Origin of the sequence: Rhodobium orientis (assembly GCF_003258835.1) — a bacterium.
Lineage (GTDB): Bacteria > Pseudomonadota > Alphaproteobacteria > Rhizobiales > Rhodobiaceae > Rhodobium > Rhodobium orientis.
In genome coordinates, this window is sequence record NZ_NPEV01000073.1 from 1 (window position 1) to 18494 (window position 18494).

12 protein-coding genes and 2 pseudogenes are annotated in these 18494 nt (G+C 66.8%); 7 read left to right on the plus strand and 7 right to left on the minus strand.

Annotated features, from left to right (window positions below; translation table 11 throughout):
• The 3 genes from CH339_RS21925 to CH339_RS21935 all read left to right on the plus strand — a co-directional run.
• The coding region (locus CH339_RS21925) for a molybdopterin-dependent oxidoreductase (RefSeq protein ID WP_111436548.1) at positions 1–2028 on the plus strand (2028 nt) is incomplete at its 5' end.
• A 23-nt stretch (positions 2029–2051) separates the two neighbouring features.
• Complete coding sequence (locus CH339_RS21930) at positions 2052–2849, plus strand: SDR family NAD(P)-dependent oxidoreductase (protein ID WP_111436549.1); 798 nt, start codon at positions 2052–2054, stop codon at positions 2847–2849.
• 40 nt (positions 2850–2889) lie between these two features.
• A complete protein-coding gene (locus CH339_RS21935; protein ID WP_111436550.1) occupies positions 2890–3669 on the plus strand; it encodes an SDR family NAD(P)-dependent oxidoreductase in 780 nt (259 codons plus the stop codon).
• Here CH339_RS21935 and CH339_RS21940 read toward each other — a convergent pair.
• The 6 genes and pseudogenes from CH339_RS21940 to CH339_RS21970 form a co-directional block, all read right to left on the minus strand.
• Entirely contained in the window at positions 3644–4006 is a 363-nt protein-coding gene (locus CH339_RS21940; RefSeq protein WP_111436561.1) for a DoxX family protein, read from the minus strand. The genes CH339_RS21935 and CH339_RS21940 overlap by 26 nt on opposite strands.
• Before the next feature lie 130 nt (positions 4007–4136).
• Positions 4137–7295, minus strand: a complete 3159-nt coding sequence (locus CH339_RS21945) for a multidrug efflux RND transporter permease subunit (RefSeq protein ID WP_111436551.1) — start codon at positions 7293–7295, stop codon at positions 4137–4139.
• Between the two features lie 3 nt (positions 7296–7298).
• A pseudogene (locus tag CH339_RS21950) lies at positions 7299–8540 on the minus strand (efflux RND transporter periplasmic adaptor subunit).
• 37 nt (positions 8541–8577) lie between these two features.
• The gene (locus tag CH339_RS21955) at positions 8578–9423 is read right to left on the minus strand and encodes a universal stress protein (RefSeq protein ID WP_111436552.1); all 846 of its coding nucleotides are present in this window, start codon (positions 9421–9423) and stop codon (positions 8578–8580) included.
• 3 nt (positions 9424–9426) lie between these two features.
• A pseudogene (locus CH339_RS25305) lies at positions 9427–10013 on the minus strand (flavin reductase family protein).
• 252 nt (positions 10014–10265) lie between these two features.
• Positions 10266–10868, minus strand: coding sequence for a superoxide dismutase (locus tag CH339_RS21970; protein ID WP_111436555.1), 603 nt, complete (start codon positions 10866–10868; stop codon positions 10266–10268).
• Between the two features lie 175 nt (positions 10869–11043).
• Here CH339_RS21970 and CH339_RS21975 point away from each other — a divergent pair, with 175 nt between their 5' ends.
• Entirely contained in the window at positions 11044–11634 is a 591-nt protein-coding gene (locus CH339_RS21975; protein WP_244669113.1) for a helix-turn-helix transcriptional regulator, read from the plus strand.
• Positions 11635–11663: 29 nt separating this feature from the next.
• Here CH339_RS21975 and CH339_RS21980 read toward each other — a convergent pair whose 3' ends face one another.
• A complete protein-coding gene (locus CH339_RS21980; protein ID WP_111436557.1) occupies positions 11664–13805 on the minus strand; it encodes a glycoside hydrolase family 3 N-terminal domain-containing protein in 2142 nt (713 codons plus the stop codon).
• A gap of 118 nt (positions 13806–13923) precedes the next feature.
• Between CH339_RS21980 and CH339_RS21985 the strand changes: the two genes are divergently transcribed.
• From CH339_RS21985 to CH339_RS21995, 3 genes are read left to right on the plus strand one after another with little or no spacing between them, the layout of a single operon-like run.
• Positions 13924–15780, plus strand: coding sequence for an ABC transporter ATP-binding protein/permease (locus tag CH339_RS21985; RefSeq protein ID WP_111436558.1), 1857 nt, complete (start codon positions 13924–13926; stop codon positions 15778–15780).
• 13 nt (positions 15781–15793) lie between these two features.
• On the plus strand, positions 15794–17044 hold the full coding sequence (locus CH339_RS21990) for a glucoamylase family protein (RefSeq protein ID WP_111436559.1): 1251 nt from the start codon (positions 15794–15796) through the stop codon (positions 17042–17044).
• Positions 17044–18441: a glycoside hydrolase family 15 protein gene (locus tag CH339_RS21995; protein ID WP_111436560.1), complete on the plus strand. Its 1398-nt coding sequence runs from the start codon at positions 17044–17046 to the stop codon at positions 18439–18441. The genes CH339_RS21990 and CH339_RS21995 overlap by 1 nt, the downstream gene beginning before the upstream one ends.
• Positions 18442–18494 lie beyond the last annotated feature (53 nt).

An 18494-nucleotide genomic window follows, 5' to 3' on the forward strand; every position in this document is an offset into this window, starting at 1 on the left:
GAGCGCGTGCGCATGCGCTACGGCAATGCGGCGATCTTCGGCGGATCCTATGGCTGGGCGAGCGCCGGCCGGTTCCACCACGCCCAGAGTCAGGTCCATCGCTTCCTCAACACCATCGGCGGCTATGTGCGCCACCTCAACTCCTACAGCCTCGGCGCGGCGCATGTGATCCTGCCCCATGTGGTGGCGTCGATGACGGATCTGCAGCACATGCACACGTCCTGGGACGTCATGGCCGAACATACCGAGCTGTTTGTCACCTTCGGCGGCGTTCCGGCCAAGAACGCGCAGATGGCGCCCGGCGGCTCCGGCCTGCACCGGGTGCCGGAGGGGCTGCGCCGGATGCAAAAGGCCGGTGTGCGGTTCGTCAATATCGGTCCGGTCGACGACAATCTGAAGACCGGCGGGGACCACGAATGGATCCCGGCGCGGCCCAATTCCGACGTGGCGATGATGCTGGGGCTGGCCTGGACGCTGGTCGATAAGGGCCTGTGCGACCGGGCGTTCCTTGCCTCCCATTGCGTCGGTTTCGAGCGCTTCGAGCGGTACCTGATCGGCGCTGATGACGGCGTTGCCAAAACCCCGGCCTGGGCCGAAGCGCTGTGCGGCGTTCCGGCCGCGCGGATCGAGGCGCTTGCCGTGGAGATGGCGGGATCTCGCACCATGCTGAACGTTGCCTGGTCGCTGCAGCGCGCCCATCACGGCGAGCAGCCGTTCTGGATGGTCATCACGCTTGCCGCCATGCTCGGCCAGATCGGTCTTCCCGGCGGCGGCTTCGGCGTCGGCTACGGCGCCATGAACACCCTCGGCTCACCCCATCGCCGGCTGTCCGGCCCGCGGCTCGACCAGGGTCGCAATGCCGTCGATGCCTTCATCCCGGTGGCGCGGATCGCCGACATGCTGCTGCATCCGGGCGAAACCTTCCCTTATGACGGCATCGACCGCACCTATCCCGACATCCATCTCGTCTACTGGGCCGGCGGCAACCCCTATCACCACCACCAGGACCTCAACCGGATGGAAAAGGCCTGGCAGAAGCCCGATACCATCGTCGTCAACGAGCAGTGCTGGACGGCGACGGCGAAGCGCGCCGACGTGGTGTTTCCGGCAACGACGGGCCTTGAGCGCGACGACATCTCCTACGCCACCCAGGAAGGGCTGCTCGTCGCCACCAAGCAGGTGGTGCCGCCCTTTGCCGAGGCGCGGCATGACTTCGACATCTTTGCCGGCCTCGCCGAGCGGGTGGGGGTCACGGAGGCGTTTACCGAAGGCCGCGATGCCGAGGCCTGGCTGCGCCACATCTACGGGGACTGCCGCGAGCGCTGGCAGAAGGCCGGCGTCGATATTCCCGACTTCGATGGGTTCTGGGAAACGGGGCTGGTCGATCTGGAACAAGTTGCGGAGCCGGTCGTCATGCTGTCGGAGTTCCGGAGCGATCCCGAAGCCCATGCACTGAAGACGCCGTCCGGCAAGCTCGAGCTGTTTTCGGAGGAGATCGCGTCCTTCGGTTATGCGGACTGCCCGGGGCACGCGACCTGGATGGCGCCGTGCGAATGGCTGGGATCGGACAAAGCGGATACCTTCCCGCTGCATCTGATCTCGGACCAGCCGGCCCGCAAGCTGCACAGCCAGCTCGACGACAGTTCTTTCAGCCGCAAGGGCAAGGTGGGTGGCCGCGAGCCGCTGATGATCCATCCGGACGACGCGGCGAGGCGCGGCATCGCCGCCGGCGACGTCGTGGAGGTGTTCAACGCGCGGGGCCGCTGCCTCGCCGCCGCGATGCTCTCGGAGGACATCATGCCGGGCGTTGTGCGGATGTCGACAGGGGCCTGGTACGACCCGGACCCGGAAACGGGGCTGGAGCGGCACGGCAATCCCAATGTGTTGACCCTCGACATCGGCACGTCGTCGCTGTCCCAGGGCTGTTCCGCCCACACCTGCCTGGTGGAGGTGCGCGGTCCGGTCAACGAGCCGGCGCCGGTCAGGGCGTTCGAGGCGCCGGAACTGATTTCCGGCGACGATCTCTAGACTGCAATTTCGGGGGGTAACTCATGGCAGGACGACTGGACGGCAAGCGTGTTGCGGTCATCGGTGCGGGCTCCGTCGGCCCCGGCTGGGGCAACGGCAAGGCGGCGGCGGCCCTTTTCGCGCGCGAGGGCGGGCGGGTGCTCTGCGTCGACCGCAATGGCGAAGCTGCCGAAGAGACGGCGGCCCTCATCGGTGCGGAAGGCCATGTCGCCTTTGCCCATGCGGCCGATGCCACCGACCCGGAGGCGGTCCGCGCCACCGTCGACGCGGCGCAGCGCCAGCTTGGCGGCCTCGACGTCCTCCACGTCAATATCGGCATCAGCAAGGCCGGCGGCATCGCGGCGACCAGCCTCGACGACTGGAAGGCCGTTTTTTCCGTCAATCTCGACGCCGCGTTCCAGCTCGTGCAGGCGGCTTTGCCGCTGCTGGAGGACGGCGGCGGCTCGATCGTCTTTATCTCCTCGCTCGCCGCCGTGCAGAGCGGCCCCTACGCCTATGTGGGCTATGAGGTCTCCAAGGCCGCGCTGTGCCGTCTGTCGCGCAGCATCGCGATGGAATATGCCGCCCGCGGCGTGCGCTGCAACACGGTGCTTCCCGGCATGATCGACACGCCGCATGTCCAAGCCTTCATCGCCGGTGGGATTGCGCCGGATGAGCTGGCGGCACGGCGCGCCGCGCAGGTGCCGATGAAGCGGCAGGGCAGCGCCTTTGACATTGCCGAGGCGGCGCTGTTCCTTGCCTCGGACGCGGCCGGGTTCATCACCGGCATCGACCTGCGCGTCGACGGCGGCATGGGGCTTCTTGCCGCGACGGCCGGTTAGGGCATATCTCCCTCGTATTGCCAGCCGGAGGAGACACATCGTGGCGCGGATTTTCATCACCGGATCGTCGACCGGACTGGGCCTGAAGGCGGGGCAGTTGCTCGCCGAAAAGGGCCACGGCGTGGTCCTGCACGCCCGCAACGAGGCGCGCGAGGCCGACGCCCGGAACGCCCTTCCGGCAGCGGAAGCGATCGTCATCGGCGATCTAGAAACGCTTGCCGGTGCCAAGGGCGTCGGCGAGGCGGTGAACGCGCTCGGCCCGTTCGATGCCGTCATCCACAATGCCGGCGTCTATGACCGGACGTTCCTTGAGACGGCGGACGGGCTGCCGCGGATGTTCGCCGTCAATGTGCTCGCGCCTTACATCCTGACGGCGATGATCGCGCGGCCGAAGCGCCTCGTCTATCTGAGTTCCAGCATGCATGCCGTGCCGGCGCATCTCGACGACGTCTTCTGGAAGGACCGGCGCTGGAACGGCACGGCGGCCTATTCGGAAAGCAAGCTGCACGATACGCTGCTGGCCTTTGCGGTGGCGCGGCTGTGGCCGGACGTTTGCGCCAACGCCGTCGATCCGGGCTGGGTGCCGACCAATATGGGCGGCCGCAGCGCCCCGGACAGCCTGACCGATGGCGCCGCGACGCAGGCCGCGCTCGCCGCGCCGCAAGAGGGCAGTCCGCTTGCCGACTTCACCGGCGAGTATCTCTGCAAGCTGACTGTGAGGACGCCCGACCGGCAGAGCCGGGACCTTGCGTTGCAGGATCGGCTGCTGGATATCTGCGAAGGCCTGTCGGGCTTCAGGATTGAGCCTTCCGCGTCCTGACCCGCCAGGTCATCCAGGCGTTGAGGCAGACGAAGGCGAGCACCGTCAGCGGTGCCAGGCCGTGCGCATATTCGCCGTTCCAGAGCATCGTTGCCAGCGCCGCCGCCATGACGCCGCCGCCGATGGCGGAGCCGGCAAGGCGGGTGACGGGGAATATCAGCAGGACACAGGCGATCAGTTCCAGGGTTCCCGTCACGTAGTGGAACCAGCCGGGATAGCCCCAGCGCTGGTAGTCCTCGACGATTGCATCGGGCGCAAAGATGTTGGTTGCGCTGCCGACGGCGAAGAACGCCACCAAAAGCCACGCCAGCACAGTGGCCACTCTTTCCATGGTCATGGTCGCCGGTCCCTGTTCGACGGAGTTTTTTCGGTCGCGAGCGTTCCCGGTCCGGATGCCTCGCGGCTCGGGCCCGGCGGTATAGGTCCGCCGGACCGTGAGGCGCATGATCGCGCGCGCATTTCGGGCATCAGGACCCTGAGGGCGATCCGGCCTCGGATGCCGTGGCCTGCCCGTCGTCGTCCGGTTCTTCCGTTTTCTTCTTTCTGGCAAACAGGCTCAGGATGAAGACGAAGAAGACCGGGACGAAGAAGATCGCGAGAATCGTTGCCGAGATCATGCCGCCGAAGACGCCGGTGCCGATCGCGTTCTGGCTAGCGGAACTCGGCCCGGTGGCGATGGCCAGCGGTACGACACCGAGCGTGAAGGCAAGCGAGGTCATGATGATCGGCCGGAACCGCACCCGCGCGGCGGCAACGGCGGATTCCACCAGCGTCCTGCCTTCGGCGTAGTAGTCCTTGGCGAACTCCACGATCAGGATCGCGTTCTTGGCCGACAGGCCTATGATCGCGATGAGGCCGACCTTGAAGTAGACGTCGTTGGGCATGCCGCGCAGCATCACTGCGGCGACGCAGCCGATGACGCCGAGCGGCACCACGAGAATGACCGCGAACGGGATCGCCCAGCTCTCGTAGAGGGCGGCCAGCAGCAGGAACACAAACAGGATGCTGAGGCTGAGGAGGATCGGCGCCTGCGCGCCCGACTTGATCTCTTCCAGCGACGGTCCGGTCCACTCATAGCCGATGCCCTTCGGCAGCGTCCCGGCAAGCCGCTCCATCTCGGTAATGGCGTCGCCGGAGGACAGGCCGGGCGCCGGCGCGCCGGCGATGCGCACCGCCGGATAGCCGTTGTAGCCGATCACCTGGGCCGGGCCCTTCTGCCAGTCGAAGCTGGCGATCGCCGACATCGGCACCATGCCGCCATTGGCGTTGCGCACGTTCAGCTTCATGATGTCTTCAGGCTGCATGCGGGCCTGATCCTTGGCCTGCACGATCACCCGCTGCATGCGGCCGGCGTTCGGGAAGTCGTTGATATAGGCCGAGCCGAGATTGGCCGTGATCGTGTTGTTGATCTCGGCAAAGGTGACGCCAAAGGTGTTCGCCTTCTTGCGGTCGATGGTCAGCATGACCTGGGCCGCGAAGGGCATGCCCTCCGGACGGACGCCGACGACCTTGCCGCCCTGGCTGGCCTGCCCCATCAACTGGCCGGCCGCCTGCTGCAGCTCGGCGAGGCCGACGAAGCCGCGGTCCTGCAGGCGGAAGGTGAAGCCGGCGGAGGTGCCGAGGCCCTCGATCGGCGGCGGCGACAGGGCAAAGGACCTGGCGTCCTTCAATCCGAACAGCTTCATGTTCGCCCGCCCGGCGATCTCGCTGGCCGAGTTGCCTTCGCCGCGCTCGGCCCAGTCCTTCAACGTCACGAACATGATCCCGGAGTTGGGGCCGTTGCCGGAGAAGCTGAAGCCCTGGACGGCGACGGTGTGCTCGACGCCGGGCTCGCCGGAGAAGATGCCCTCGATCTCCTCGATGGTCGCCAGGGTGCGGTTGCGGCTCGATTCGGACGGGCCGAGAATGTCGACGATGATGTAGCCCTGGTCCTCCTCCGGCACGAAGGCGCTCGGCAGGTTGATGTAGAAATAGCCAAGGCCGATGCCGAGGGCCAGGTAGACGATCATGACGCGGCCGGCGCGCCGGGCCAGGAACCCCGTGGTGCCGGCGTAGCGGCTCGCGACCCTGTCGAAATTGCGGTTGAACCAGCCGCCGATGCCGCGGCCGTGCTCATGGCCGCCCTTGATCGGCTTCAGGAAGCTGGAACACAGGGCCGGCGTCAGCGACAGCGCCAGGAAGGCGGAAAACAGGATCGACACCACCATGGTGATGCTGAACTGCCGGTAGATCACGCCGACCGAGCCGGGGAAGAACGCCATCGGCACGAAGACGCAGGAGAGCACCAGCGTGATGCCGATGATGGCGCCGGAGATCTGGCCCATCGCCTTGACGGTGGCTTCCTTTGGAGGCAGCCCCTCCTCGGCCATGATCCGTTCCACGTTCTCAACGACGACGATGGCGTCGTCGACCAGGATGCCGATGGCCAGCACCATGGCGAACATGGTCAGGACGTTGATGGAAAAGCCGGTGACCAGCATGACCGAGCAGGCGCCAAGCAGCGCGATCGGCACGACGATGGTCGGGATCAGCGTGTAGCGGATGTTCTGCAGGAACACCAACATGACGATGAAGACGAGGACGACGGCCTCGACCAGCGTGTGCAGCACCGTCTCGATCGATGCGGCGACGAACGGACTGGTGTCATAGGGGATGGAGTAAGCGATGCCGTCGGGGAAGAAGGTCGACAGCTCCTCCAGCTTGTTGCGCACGGCCTCGGCCGTCGCCATGGCGTTGCCGGTGGAGGAGAGCTGGATGCCGACGCTGGCCGCCCACTGGCCGTCGAGGCGCGTGGTGACGTTGTAGTCCTCGCCGCCGACCTCGATGCGAGCAACGTCCTTCAAGAGGATGCGCGAGCCGTCGGGATTGGCGCGCAGCACGATCTGGCCGAACGCCTCGGGGTCGGAGAGCTGGCCCTTGACGAGCACTGTCGCGGTGATGTCCTGGTGCGCCGGCTGCGGCGCGGCGCCGATGCGGCCTGCCGCGACCTGTGCGTTCTGCGCGGTGATCGCCGACATGATGTCGCCGGCGCTGATATTGAAGCCGACCATCTTGTCCGGATCGACCCAGATGCGCATGGCGCGCTGCGGCGCAAAGAGCGTCGCCTTGCCGACGCCCGGAAGGCGTCTCAACTCGCCCAGCACGTTGCGGCTGAGATAGTCGCCGAGGGCGATCTGGCTGCGCTTGCCGTCCGTTGAGGTGAGCGCGATGAACATCAGGTAGCCGGCGCTCGCCTCTTCGACGACGACGCCCTGCTGGATCACCGGCGTCGGCAATCGCGCCTCGATGCGGGCGATGGCATTCTGGACGTCGACTGTGGCCAGCTTGATGTCGGTGCCGGGCTCGAACGTGGTGGTGATGGTCACCGAGCCGGAGCTGTCGGAGGTCGATTCGAAATACTGCAGGCCGTCGACGGTGTTCAGCTCCTCCTCGATGAGCCGGGTCACGCCCTGGTAGATGTCCTGCGGCGAGGCGCCCGGATAGAAGGTGCTGATGGAGAGCTGGGGCGGCGCGACCTTCGGGTATTGCGAGATCGGCAACTGCGGGATGGCGATGATGCCGGCGATCGCGATGAAGATCGCGATCACCCACGCCATCGTGGGGCGATTCAGGAAAAAACTGGCCATGGACTATTTGGTCCCCGCGTCGTCGGCCTTTTGGGCGCTGTCAGTTGCGGCGGGCGTCACGCTGTCGGCGTCCACGGTCGTCGGGGTGACCTTGCCGCCCGGCTGGGCCTTCATCGTGCCGTTGGCGATCACCTGCTCGCCGGGCTCAAGGCCGGCTTCCACGATCCAGTCCGAGCCGTGCGACTCGCCGAGGGTGACGTCGCGGGCTTCGACGGTGCCGTCCTTGACGACATAGACCTGGGCGGCGCCCTCGGCGTTACGCACGATGGAACGTTGCGGCACCAGGATCGCGTTCTTGCGGACGGCCTGCTCAATGCGTACGCGCACATAGAGACCCGGCAGGAGGTCGCCCTTGGGATTGGGGAATTCGGCGCGCAGGGTGATCTGGCCGGTGGTGGTGTCGACGCTGGCGCTTGAGAACAACAGCTTGCCGGACTCCGAATAAACGGTGCCGTCGTCGAAGACGAGGCGGACGCTGGCCTAGCCCGGCGCCGGGCTCGCCAGCCGGCCGTCTTCGACCGCGCGCTTCAGGGCGAACAGCTCGGAGGAGGACTGGGTGAAGTCGGCATAGACCGGGTTGATCTGCTGGATCAGTGCCATGCTCTGCGGGCCGTCGGCGGTGACGAGGGCGCCTTCGGTGACCAGGGCGCCGCCGATGATGCCGGTGATCGGTGCGCGGACGTCGGTGTAGTCGAGATTGATGCGCGCCTCTTCCAGCGCGGCCTGGGCGACGGCGACCTCTGCGTCGGCCTGGGCGAGCGTCAGGGCCGCCGTGTCGTAGCGCGCGTCGCTGATGACCTTGCGCTCGCGCAGGGATTTCTGGCGATCGAACTGCTGGCGGGCCTCCTCGCGGGTGGCGCGGGCGCGCTTCAGGCTGGCCTCCGCACTGGCGACCCGGACCTGGAACAGCTTGGGATCGATGCGGTAGAGGACCTGGTCCTTCTTGACCTCAGAGCCCTGCGTGAAGACGCGCTCCATGAGGATGCCGGAGACGCGGGCCCGCACTTCGGAAACCTGCGTCGGCGCGATGCGGCCCGGCAATTCGCTGATCACCGGGACGGGCTGCGCCTTCAGGGTGATGACGTCGACCGCCGGCGGCGGCGCGTCGCCCCATTGGGCAAAAGCCGGCGCGGCCGCCGCGGCAAGGAGGCAGAGCGACAGGGACGCGGCACGCAAGGCCGTCCGGCCGACGGGCAATGCCGGTCCGAGGGAGGCGGTGTGGTTGGTCGAGAAAACGCTAGGCATGGGCAATCCCGTGGGTGGTTCGGATCGGTCCGACGGCTCAATGCACGATGAACAGGGGGAAGGGGGCGCTGCGCAGCAGATGGCGGGTGACGCCGCCGAAGACTGCCTCGAAGGCCCGGCTGTGACTGTAGGCGCCGAGAACGATCAGATCCGCATCGACCGAAAGGCCGTGGTCGAGGATGACCTTTGCGACGGGGCGGCCGCGGGACCCAAGCTGTTCGACGGTAACCTGGACGCCGTGGCGACTGAGGAAACGGGCGACATCCGCGCCCGGCTCCTCGCCATGGCGCGGATTGTTATGGGCGTCGACAACGACGATGGAAACGGTCTTGGCCCGGCACAGCAGCGGCAGCGCGTCGGTGATCGCCCGGCGGGACTCCCGGCTTGCGTTCCAGGCCAGCAGGATGCGCTCTCCCGTGTCGCGCCCGGATGTCGCCCATTCGTCGGGAACGATGAGGAGCGGCACGCCGGTGTTGAACAGGATCGACTCGGCCGATGCGCCGTTCGGATAATGCGATGTTCCGGATCCAAGTATAGCGAGATCGCTGTGCAGCGCGTTGAACAATACGTGATCGACGGTTTCCAGATCGCCCATGACCCGGAACTCGTAGCTGAGGTCGCTGGCGCCGAGTTCTTCGTCGAACTCCTTGTGGGCGCGGTCCACCACGGCCTTCTGCTCGTCCATATATTCCTTGATGACGCTATGGATCGCCGCATTGCCGCGCACATTGGTGCTCGGAATCCTGCCGTCCCAATAGGCGGGCTCGAAAAAGAGCCCGACCAGATGGGCGTCGTGCTGCAGCGCAAAACGTATCGCGAAGCGCAGGCGCGCCAGGCTTTCCTGCCGCGGGTCGCCGAAAACGGCTACGGTTTTGTAGGGCATCGCTTATCCGGCTCCATGCTGCGCGCCGATCTGCTCGCCGACGCGCGTGTACTGACGAGCGTGCCAGAGCAGCGGCCGGCGATCGCTGCAGGTCTTGGCATCTACCACGGCACCGATGAACAGAATATGCGAGACGGTGGCAATCGCGGCGATGACCTCGCAGTCGAGGGCGGTCACGGCGTCGAGCAGCTTCGGCTGGCCTGAAGCCACTGCCGCCATTCGCCGAGCTCGAAGCGCCGCTCCTGGTCGATCCGGCTGGCGAAGGCCTGGCCGATGATACCCTGATCTTCGGACAGTACGGAATACGAAAATCCTCCGCTCTCGGAGACGAAACCGGCGAACCGGCTCTTGGCGTCGATCGAGATGAGGATCGTCGGCGGCGTCAGGGACAGTGACAGCGCGGCCGTCACCGTGCGCCCCTGGCGCTCGCCGTTGAGCGTTGCCGCGACCACGCCGACGCTGGCGGCCGCGGCCGCCATGGCATCGCGAAAGCTCTGTTCGTCGACGGCGGCATTGCGGGCCGGCCGCATGGAGACGGCGTTGACGATGTTGGAACCCGAGGCGCCGGAGCCGGCAATATCCGCACACATGATGATCTGCTCCGTATCCGGACCGGTTCGCTCCCTGAGCCGGACAGTTACGATGGGGGACCGGGACGCGACCGCTATTGCTGCGGCGCGCGTCCCGGCATTGCACTTTGGAGGAGCGTGTCGGGCGCTAGAGTGTTTCAGGCAATTACGGAATCGCCCGTAACGCTCTAACTTTTTGTTTTAACGCGTATTCTTATCCGAAAGCCGGTCTCCGCTTTTCGCTGTCGCGGACCTCCGGTTCGGCAATACGCTCTAGCCGAGATTGGCTTCGGCGAACTCGTAATTGGCCAGCTTGTCGAGGAAGTTGGTCACGTAGTCCGGACGGCGGTTGCGGAAGTCCAGATAGTAGCTGTGCTCCCAGACATCGAGGCCGAGCAGGGCCTTGCCGCCGGTGCCGGTGATCGGGGGAACGCCGTTCGGGGTCTTGGCGACCTTCAGGCGGTCGTCGCTGTCCTGCACGAGCCAGGCCCAGCCGGAGCCGAACTGCGAGATCGCGGCCGCCTTGAAGGCCTCCTTGAAGGCCTCGACGGAGCCGAAGTCGGTGACGAGGCGCTTTTCGAGCGTTGCCGGGATGCGGCCGCCGTCCGGCGACAGGGCGTTCCAGAAATGGATGTGGTTCCAGTGCTGTCCGGCATTGTTGAAGACCGGCGCCATGTCGTCCTTGCCGTCGACGAAGGCGACGATCTCTTCCAGCGACTTGCCCTTCAGGTCGTCGTTCTTCTCCACGAACCCGTTCAGCGCCGTCACATAGGCCTGGTGATGCTTGCCGTGGTGGAGTTCCAGGGTCTCCTGGCACATGCCGCGCTCGGCGAGCGCGGAATAGGAGTACGACAGGGCGGGGAGTTCGAAGGCCATTTCGGGGTTCCTTTTTTGCTGATTGGACCGGCAGGCTTGCGTGTTACCGATAGGCCTGCTAATTTTCCAAGTAATGACTTTAAATATCGAAGCGCATAATATGTCAAGTGAAAACTTGGAAAATGTCGGATGGTCACCGCGGAACGCCTCGGAGCGGATCCTGGCGGCGCTCAAGATGCATGGTGCCGAGACCTCGGCGACGCTCGGCAAGAAGCTGGGCATTACCGGCGAGGCGGCGCGCCAGCAGCTCGTGCGGCTGGCCGATCAGGGACTGGTGGAGGCGACCAGCGAGGCCAAGGGCGTCGGTCGCCCCAAGCAACTATGGCATCTGACGGACGCGGCACAGTCGCGCTTTCCGGACACCCACGCGAACCTGACCACGCAGCTTCTCAGGATCATTCGCGACCAGCTCGGTGAGGCGGCGCTCGACAGGATCATCACCATTCGCGAGGCCGAGACGCGCGCGTGCTATGAGGCGAAGCTGGCGGACAAGAGCGATCTTGCCGACCGGGTGGCGGCGCTTGCCCGGCTGCGTTCCGAGGAAGGCTACATGGCCGAATGGCGCCGCCAGCCCGACGGCTCGATCCTGTTTGCGGAAAACCATTGCCCGATCTGCATGGCGGCAACGGCCTGCCAGGGCTTTTGCCGTGCGGAGCTGGAGGTGTTCCGGGCCGTGCTCGGCCCGTCGGCCGAGATCGAGCGGGCCGAACACATCGTCAAGGGCGGGCGCCGCTGCACCTATGTGATCCGGGAAAAGGGCGCGTAAGGCCGCGCCCGGCCGGACCGATGCAGATCTCAATCGAGCCGGATGGTCGCCGATTTCAGGGCGTCCGGGTCGGCGGAAAATCCCACGTGAAGGACAATGTCGCCGGGCTCCACGACCGGTTTCAGGTCGGCGCCCGGATAGGCGAAGGCGCCGCGGTCGAGCCAGAAGGTGACCGTATGGCTTTCGCCGGGGGCAAGTTCGATGCGCGAAAAATCCTTCAGCTCCAGCACGGGACGGGCGATGCGCGCGACCGGATCGGTGGCGAACAGGAACACCACCGTCTCGCCGGCCCGGGCGCCCTCATTCGTCACGACCGTCTCCACCTCCACCTTTTCCCCGACCGCGACCGACGGCTCCGTCAGGCCGAACGCCGTGTAGGACAGCCCTGCGCCGAAGGGCAGCAGCGGCGCGTTCGGCATGTCGAGATACTGGCTGGTGTATTTGTTGCCGACCATCAGGGGCCGGCCGCCCCGGCGCGCGGCGTAGTGGATCGGCACCTGGCCCACATGCTGCGGCCAGGTGACGGCGAGGCGCGCGGTCGGATTGACCCGGCCGGTGAGGATATCGGCGACGGCCGGGCCCGCCTCGGTGCCGGGAAACCAGCACATGACGATCGCGGCGGCCTTTTCGAACAGCTCCGGCATGACGATCGGCCGGCCGGCGAACAAGAGCACGATGACCGGCTTGCCGAGCGCCAGGACGTCGGCGGCAAACGCCTCCTGGCGGCCCGGCAGGTCGATGCGGGCGCGGCTGGCGGCCTCGCCGCTCATCCAGCCGGCCTCGCCGACGCAAAGGATGACATGGTCGGCCTTGCGGGCAGCATCGAGGGCCTTTGCCTTTTCCGCTTCCTCGTCGCCGTTGCCGTCGATCGAAACGCCCCGGGCGTGGTCGATGGCGGTGCCGGGAAGGGCGGCCGTGAGCCCGTCAAACACGCCCACCGCCTCCGTGCCGCGGCCGGCGCCGGCCCAGGAGCCGAGCATGTCCTGCCCGGCGTCCGCCAGCGGGCCGATCAGCGCGATGCGGCCGGGGTTTTCGGCAAGCGGCAGGGCGCCGCCCTCATTCTTCAGGAGCACCATCGATTTCGCCGCCGCCTTGCGGGCGATGGCGCGGCAGCGCCTGGTCGGCGGCGCCGGCTCCGGGGTCTCGTCCTGGCAACGCCGGTAGGGATCGTCGAACAGGCCGAGGCGGTCCTTGAAGTCGAGCACGCGCTTGACCGCGGCGTCGAGCGTTTCCATGGTGACGCGGCCGCGCGACAGCGCCTCGTCGAGGCCCTTCTCATAGGCGTAGGACATCATGTCGACGTCGACGCCGGCATTCAGCGCCAGTGCCGCGGCGTCCGCCAGATCGCCGGCGACGCCGTGCGGGATCAGTTCGCCGATGGCGCCGTAGTCGCTGATGACGAGGCCGTCAAAGCCCCATTCGCCCCGGGCCTTTCCCGTGATCAGCGCCCGGTGCGCGGTGAGCGGCAGGCCGCCGATATCGGTGAAGGCCGGCATCAGGGCCGCTGCCCCCTCTTCGACGCCGGCCTGGAACGGCGGCAGGTAGACCTCGGCGAGCTCGCGCTCGGAGAGATCCACTTCCGCGTAGTCGCGGCCGGCGCGCGAGGCGCCGTAGCCGACGAAATGCTTGACGGTGGCGACGACGCCGGAAACGGAACGGTCCGCGGCCCTGCCGCGCCGGCCCTGAAAGCCGCGCACCTTGGCGCGGGCAAAGCGCATCGCCACCAGCGGATCCTCGCCGGGGCCCTCGACGCCGCGGCCCCAGCGCGGGTCGCGGGCAATGTCGAGCATCGGCGCGAAGACGAGATCGAGGCCGGCCTCGGCGGATTCGGTCGCCGCCTCGCGGGCGGTTTCCTCCCACAGGGCCGGATCGAAGGCGCCGGCCTCGGCCAGCGGCATCGGGAACACGGTGCGAAAGCCGTGGATGACGTCGAAGCCGAAGAACAGCGGAATGCCGAGCCGGGTTTCCTCCACCGCGATTGTCTGGGCGCGCCGGGCCGGGCCGCGGCCGTAGAGGTTGAAGATGCTGCCGACCCGGCCGGCGCGCAGCGCTCCGGTGACGTCGCCGGCAACGACCGGACCGGTGATCGCATAGTCGGCCGAGACCATGTTGAGCTGGCCGATCTTCTCGGCAAGCGTCATGCGTGCAATGAGGTCTGACGGAATCGTCATGCTGGCAGGTCTCCTTGCGGTGATTCCCGGCTCTTTTCGGCGCAAAGCTATCACGCCCCTCACAATTCATTCACCGAGCACTAGTTAAACTTCCTTCGCATCAGTGGGGTCGACTTTTATGGATAACCGCGACGAGACTGCGGCGCCGCGACAAAGGGGTGCGCGGCCCCCGGTCTTTGAGGAACGGCTCAGCCGCCAGCTCCTGACGCTGGCGCGCTCGATCAACGGGACGCCGGGGCGCACCGGGCTCTACGTGCTGTGCGCGCTGATCACCGGCGTCATCGTCGCGACGGCGGCTGCACAGGTCTGGCTCAACGCCTGGAACGAACCGTTCTACAACGCGATCGAGAAGAAGGACCTCGACGGGTTTTTCACCCAGCTCGGGGTTTTCGTCATGATCGCCGCCGTGCTTCTCCTCCTCAACGTGTTCCAGCGCTATCTCGACATGACGATCGCGCTGAAGCTCAGGCAGATGGCGACCGGCGACCTCATCGAAAACTGGATGAGCCATAAGCGCGCCGCGCGGATCGGCCGGGCCGGGCAGATCGGCGTCAATCCCGACCAGCGTATCCACGAGGACGCCAACCACCTGACCGAACTGACGACGTCGCTCGGCGTCGGGCTGCTGCAGGCGACGTTGCTCCTGTCCAGCTTCATCGGCGTCCTCTGGGTGCTGTCGCAGGGCGTCATCCTGAAGCTCTTCGGCTACAGCTTTTCGATCCCTGGCTACATGGTCTGGGCGGCGCTGCTCTATGCGATTACCGGTTCGGCGTTTTCATGGCTGGTCGGCCGGCGGCTGGTGAAGCTGCAGCAGACCCGCTACGCCCGCGAGGCGGACCTGCGCGTGGCGCTGGTGCAGGGGGCGGAGCATTCCGACGGCATCGTCCTCAACAATGGCGAGCGGCACAAGCGACAGGCGCTGATCGGCGACCTCAACAATCTGCTTGACGTCCTGCGCCGGATCGTCCGGGCGACCGTCGGGCTCACCTGGATCACGGCCGGCTATGGCTGGGTGGCGCTGGTGTTTCCGATCATCGTCGCCGCGCCTGCCTATTTCGGCGGCTCGCTCTCCTTCGGCGAACTGATGATGGTGGTCGGCGCCTTCAACCAGGTGCAGCAGTCGCTGCGCTGGTTCGTCGACAATGCCAGCACCATCGCCGACTGGCGGGCATCGCTCCTGCGCGTCATGAATTTCCGCCAGGCGCTCATGCAGATCGACGATTTCGAGGCCGGCGCCGAGCGTTTCGAGCGCGTCGAGCACCCGCAAGGCCTTTTCGCCCTCGACGACGTAGTGGTGATGAGCGCGCACCGGCGGACCCGGGCGAGCGAGGCGCACCTCACCGTCAAGCCGGGCGAGCGGGTGCTCTTCACCGGGCTTCCGGGCGCCGGCAAGGGCATCTTCTTCCTTGCCATCGGCGGCCTGTGGAACTGGGGCAGCGGGCGCATCAGCCTGCCGCCGGCCGAGGACACCGTATTCCTGGCGCAGCGGCCGTTCGTGCCGCCCGGCTCGATCCGCACCATCCTCACCTACACCAACGGCGTCCACCCGATGGGCGACGACGAGATGAAGGCGGCGCTGAAGCGGGTCGGCCTCGGCCATCTCGGCGATGCGCTCGACCGGGTCGAGCGCTGGGACCGGGAGCTGACCAATCAGGACCGGCAGTTGCTGGCGCTTGCCCGGGTGCTCTTGATGAAACCGAAATGGATCTTCAGCGACGGCATGATCGACATGATCCGGGAGACCCAGCCCGACCTCATCCATTCCATCTTCGACGAGGAACTTGCCGGATCGTCCCTGATCAGCATCTACAACAGGCCGATCAAGAACGCGCTCTACGACCGGCTGGTGGCGCTGACCTCCGAGGTCGAGGGCGAGGCGGCAGAGCCCGGACCGGCGACCGCGACCGACGCCCGGCTTGCCGGTCAGAGCGGCGCGGCGGGGCCGGAAGGCAATCCGATCCCCGATCCGGCCTGAGGCGGAAGACCCCATGACGACTGCGCAAAACGGCCGAAAGCCGCTCGGCGACGCCGAACTCTTTACCCGCGTCCAGGAGCACACCTTCCGCTGGTTCTTGGAGCGGGCCGACCCGTCCTCCGGCATGGTGCCGGATCGGACCTCGTCGCGCGCGGGGATCGTCGCCACCGGCGGCACCGGCTTTGCCGTCATGGTGCTGATCGTCGGCGCGGAGCGGGGTTTTATCTCCCGCGATGCCGCGCTGGAGCGCACGACGCTGATCGTTGCCACCCTGGAGCGGGCGGACCTCTATCACGGCGCCGTGCCGCACTGGATCGATGTGCGGAGCGGCAAGGCCGAGCCGTTCTCTGAGAAGGACGACGGCGGCGACCTCGTGGAGACCGCGCTGCTGATGCAGGGGCTGTTGACGGCGCGGGAGTATTTCGACCGCGACGAGGCGGCGGAGCGGGACCTGCGGCAGCGGATCAATGTCCTCTGGCATGCCGTGGAGTGGCCGTTCTACAAGGCGGCCGACGACGACGTGCTGCTCTGGCACTGGAGCCCGACTTTCGGCTTTGCCATCAACCATGCGATCCGCGGCTGGAACGAGTGCCTCATCACCTATGTGCTGGCCGCCGCCTCGCCGAGCCATCCGATTGATCCCGAACTCTACCATCGCGGCTGGACGCACAGCCCTGTCTTCGTCAACGGCGAGAGCGCCTATGGCGTGACGCTGCCGCTCGGGCCGCCGATGGGGGGCCCGCTGTTCTTTGCCCATTATTCTTTCCTTGGGCTCGATCCGAGGGGACTGGCCGACCGCTACGCCGACTATTTCGAGCAGAACCGGCGGCACGTGGAGATCAACCGGGCCTATTGCATCGCCAACCCGAAAGGGTTCGCAGGCTACGGGCCGGATTGCTGGGGGCTGACGGCGAGCGACAATCATCAGGGCTATGCGGGTCACTCGCCGACCAACGATTTCGGCGTCATCACCCCGACGGCGGCGCTGTCCAGCTTCCCCTATGCGCCCGAGGCCGCGATGGCGGCGATGCGCCATTTCCATGACGATCTGGGATCGCGGATCTGGACCGACTGGGGCTTCTCCGATGCCTTCAGCGAGACCCACGACTGGTATTCGAGTGAGCACCTCGCCATCGACCAGGGACCGATCGTCATCATGATGGAGAATTATCGCTCCGGCCTTCTCTGGCGGCTCTTCATGCAGGCGCCGGAGGTGCGCGTCGGGCTCGATCGTCTCGGCTTTTTCCCGCCGAGGGTGGCGTGATGGCGGGGCTCGACGCCTGGATCGCCGAGGAGGAGGCGGTGGCGCGGCGGAACATGCTCGCCGCCATCTCCGCGACCCATCTCGTCCACCGCCGGCCGGCCTTCGGCCAGGCGATCCGGCCGGCGAAGGGATCGGTGCTCGCCTCTCCGGTCTCGGCCCATTACGACCCCGATCCGGACTATTTTTTCCATTGGCAGCGCGACACGGCGGTCATCCTCGGCGCGCTCGTCGCCCTCATCGACGACGGCGTGGTCGGGGCCGATGGCCACGAAACGATTGCCGACATCGTCCGCTTCACGCTGTTGCTCGATGCCCTCGACGGCCGGGCGATCGTCGCCGATCCGGCGTTCGGTGCAGGTGTGGCTCCCGAGGTGCGCCAGTATCTGCGCGCGCGCGAGGAATTGTCCGAGGTCCACGGCGATCGGGTCCGCATGGAACCGCGCTTCAATCCCGACGGCACCCTCGACATCCTCGGCTGGGGCCGGCCGCAGATCGACGGCGTCGCCGCGCGGGCGCTGGTGCTGCGCGACTACGGGAACCGTTACGGCTTCTCCGAGGGGCTTCGAAGGCTGGTCGACGACGACATCGACTTCACGCTCAGCCATGCCGGCATGGAGAGCGTCGACATCTGGGAAGAGCGACTTTGCGCCGACTACTATACGCGCTCGGTGCAGGCGGCGCTGCTTGAGGGCGCGGCACGGGATGCGCAAGAGCACGGCGAACCCGCGCGGGCGCCGGCCTACAAGGATGCGGCGGACCGGCTTGCGGCCCTGTTAGATAGCCACTGGTCGCCGGAGCGCGCCTGCTACCGGGCAGCAAGCGGAGAAGGCATGCCTGGCGACCGGGATATCGATTTCGCCGTCGTCTTCGCCGCACTCCACAGTGGACGCGAGACGGGCCCCCATTCCATCGCCGATCCGCACATTCAGGCGAGCTTTGCCACGCTTGCTGACATCTTCGCTGAAGACTACGCCATCAATCGCGACCGCCAAGCGCCGGCCATGGGCCGGTTCCGCGGCGACGTCTACCAGAGCGGCGGCGCCTATTATTTTTCCACGCTCGCCGCGGCGGAGCTTTTTTACCGGCTCGCCGCACTGGCACCCGAGGACGGCCTGGCAGCCACGCCGGAAACCGCTCGTTTCCTTGCGCAGGCCGGCATCGCTCCGGAGATGGATACGCGCCAGACGGCGTCAGCGCTGATCGCCCGCGGGGACGGCTTTTTCGAAACCGTCAGGGCGTTCACGCCGGACGATGGCGCGCTGTCGGAGCAGTTCGATCAGATGGATGGGCGCCAGACCTCGGCGAAACATCTGACCTGGAGCTATGCCGCCTTCCTCACCGCGGCCGCGGCGCGGCGGAGGGCGGTATCGACACTCCTGTCCGAGAGCATGGGCTAGCGTTCGGTCTCACCCGGATCCTCTTGATGTCATTGCGAGCGAACGGAGTGAGC

Excerpts from the sequence above, each read along its gene's own strand:
- CH339_RS21955 (WP_111436552.1), bottom strand. The coding sequence starts at position 9,423 with ATGCCCTACAAAACCGTAGCCGTTTTCGGCGACCCGCGGCAGGAAAGC.
- CH339_RS21985 (WP_111436558.1), top strand. The coding sequence starts at position 13,924 with ATGGATAACCGCGACGAGACTGCGGCGCCGCGACAAAGGGGTGCGCGG.
- CH339_RS21945 (WP_111436551.1), bottom strand. The coding sequence starts at position 7,295 with ATGGCCAGTTTTTTCCTGAATCGCCCCACGATGGCGTGGGTGATCGCG.
- CH339_RS21995 (WP_111436560.1), top strand. The coding sequence starts at position 17,044 with ATGGCGGGGCTCGACGCCTGGATCGCCGAGGAGGAGGCGGTGGCGCGG.
- CH339_RS21930 (WP_111436549.1), top strand. The coding sequence starts at position 2,052 with ATGGCAGGACGACTGGACGGCAAGCGTGTTGCGGTCATCGGTGCGGGC.
- CH339_RS21940 (WP_111436561.1), bottom strand. The coding sequence starts at position 4,006 with ATGACCATGGAAAGAGTGGCCACTGTGCTGGCGTGGCTTTTGGTGGCG.
- CH339_RS21990 (WP_111436559.1), top strand. The coding sequence starts at position 15,794 with ATGACGACTGCGCAAAACGGCCGAAAGCCGCTCGGCGACGCCGAACTC.
- CH339_RS21980 (WP_111436557.1), bottom strand. The coding sequence starts at position 13,805 with ATGACGATTCCGTCAGACCTCATTGCACGCATGACGCTTGCCGAGAAG.
- CH339_RS21975 (WP_244669113.1), top strand. The coding sequence starts at position 11,044 with ATGCATGGTGCCGAGACCTCGGCGACGCTCGGCAAGAAGCTGGGCATT.
- CH339_RS21970 (WP_111436555.1), bottom strand. The coding sequence starts at position 10,868 with ATGGCCTTCGAACTCCCCGCCCTGTCGTACTCCTATTCCGCGCTCGCC.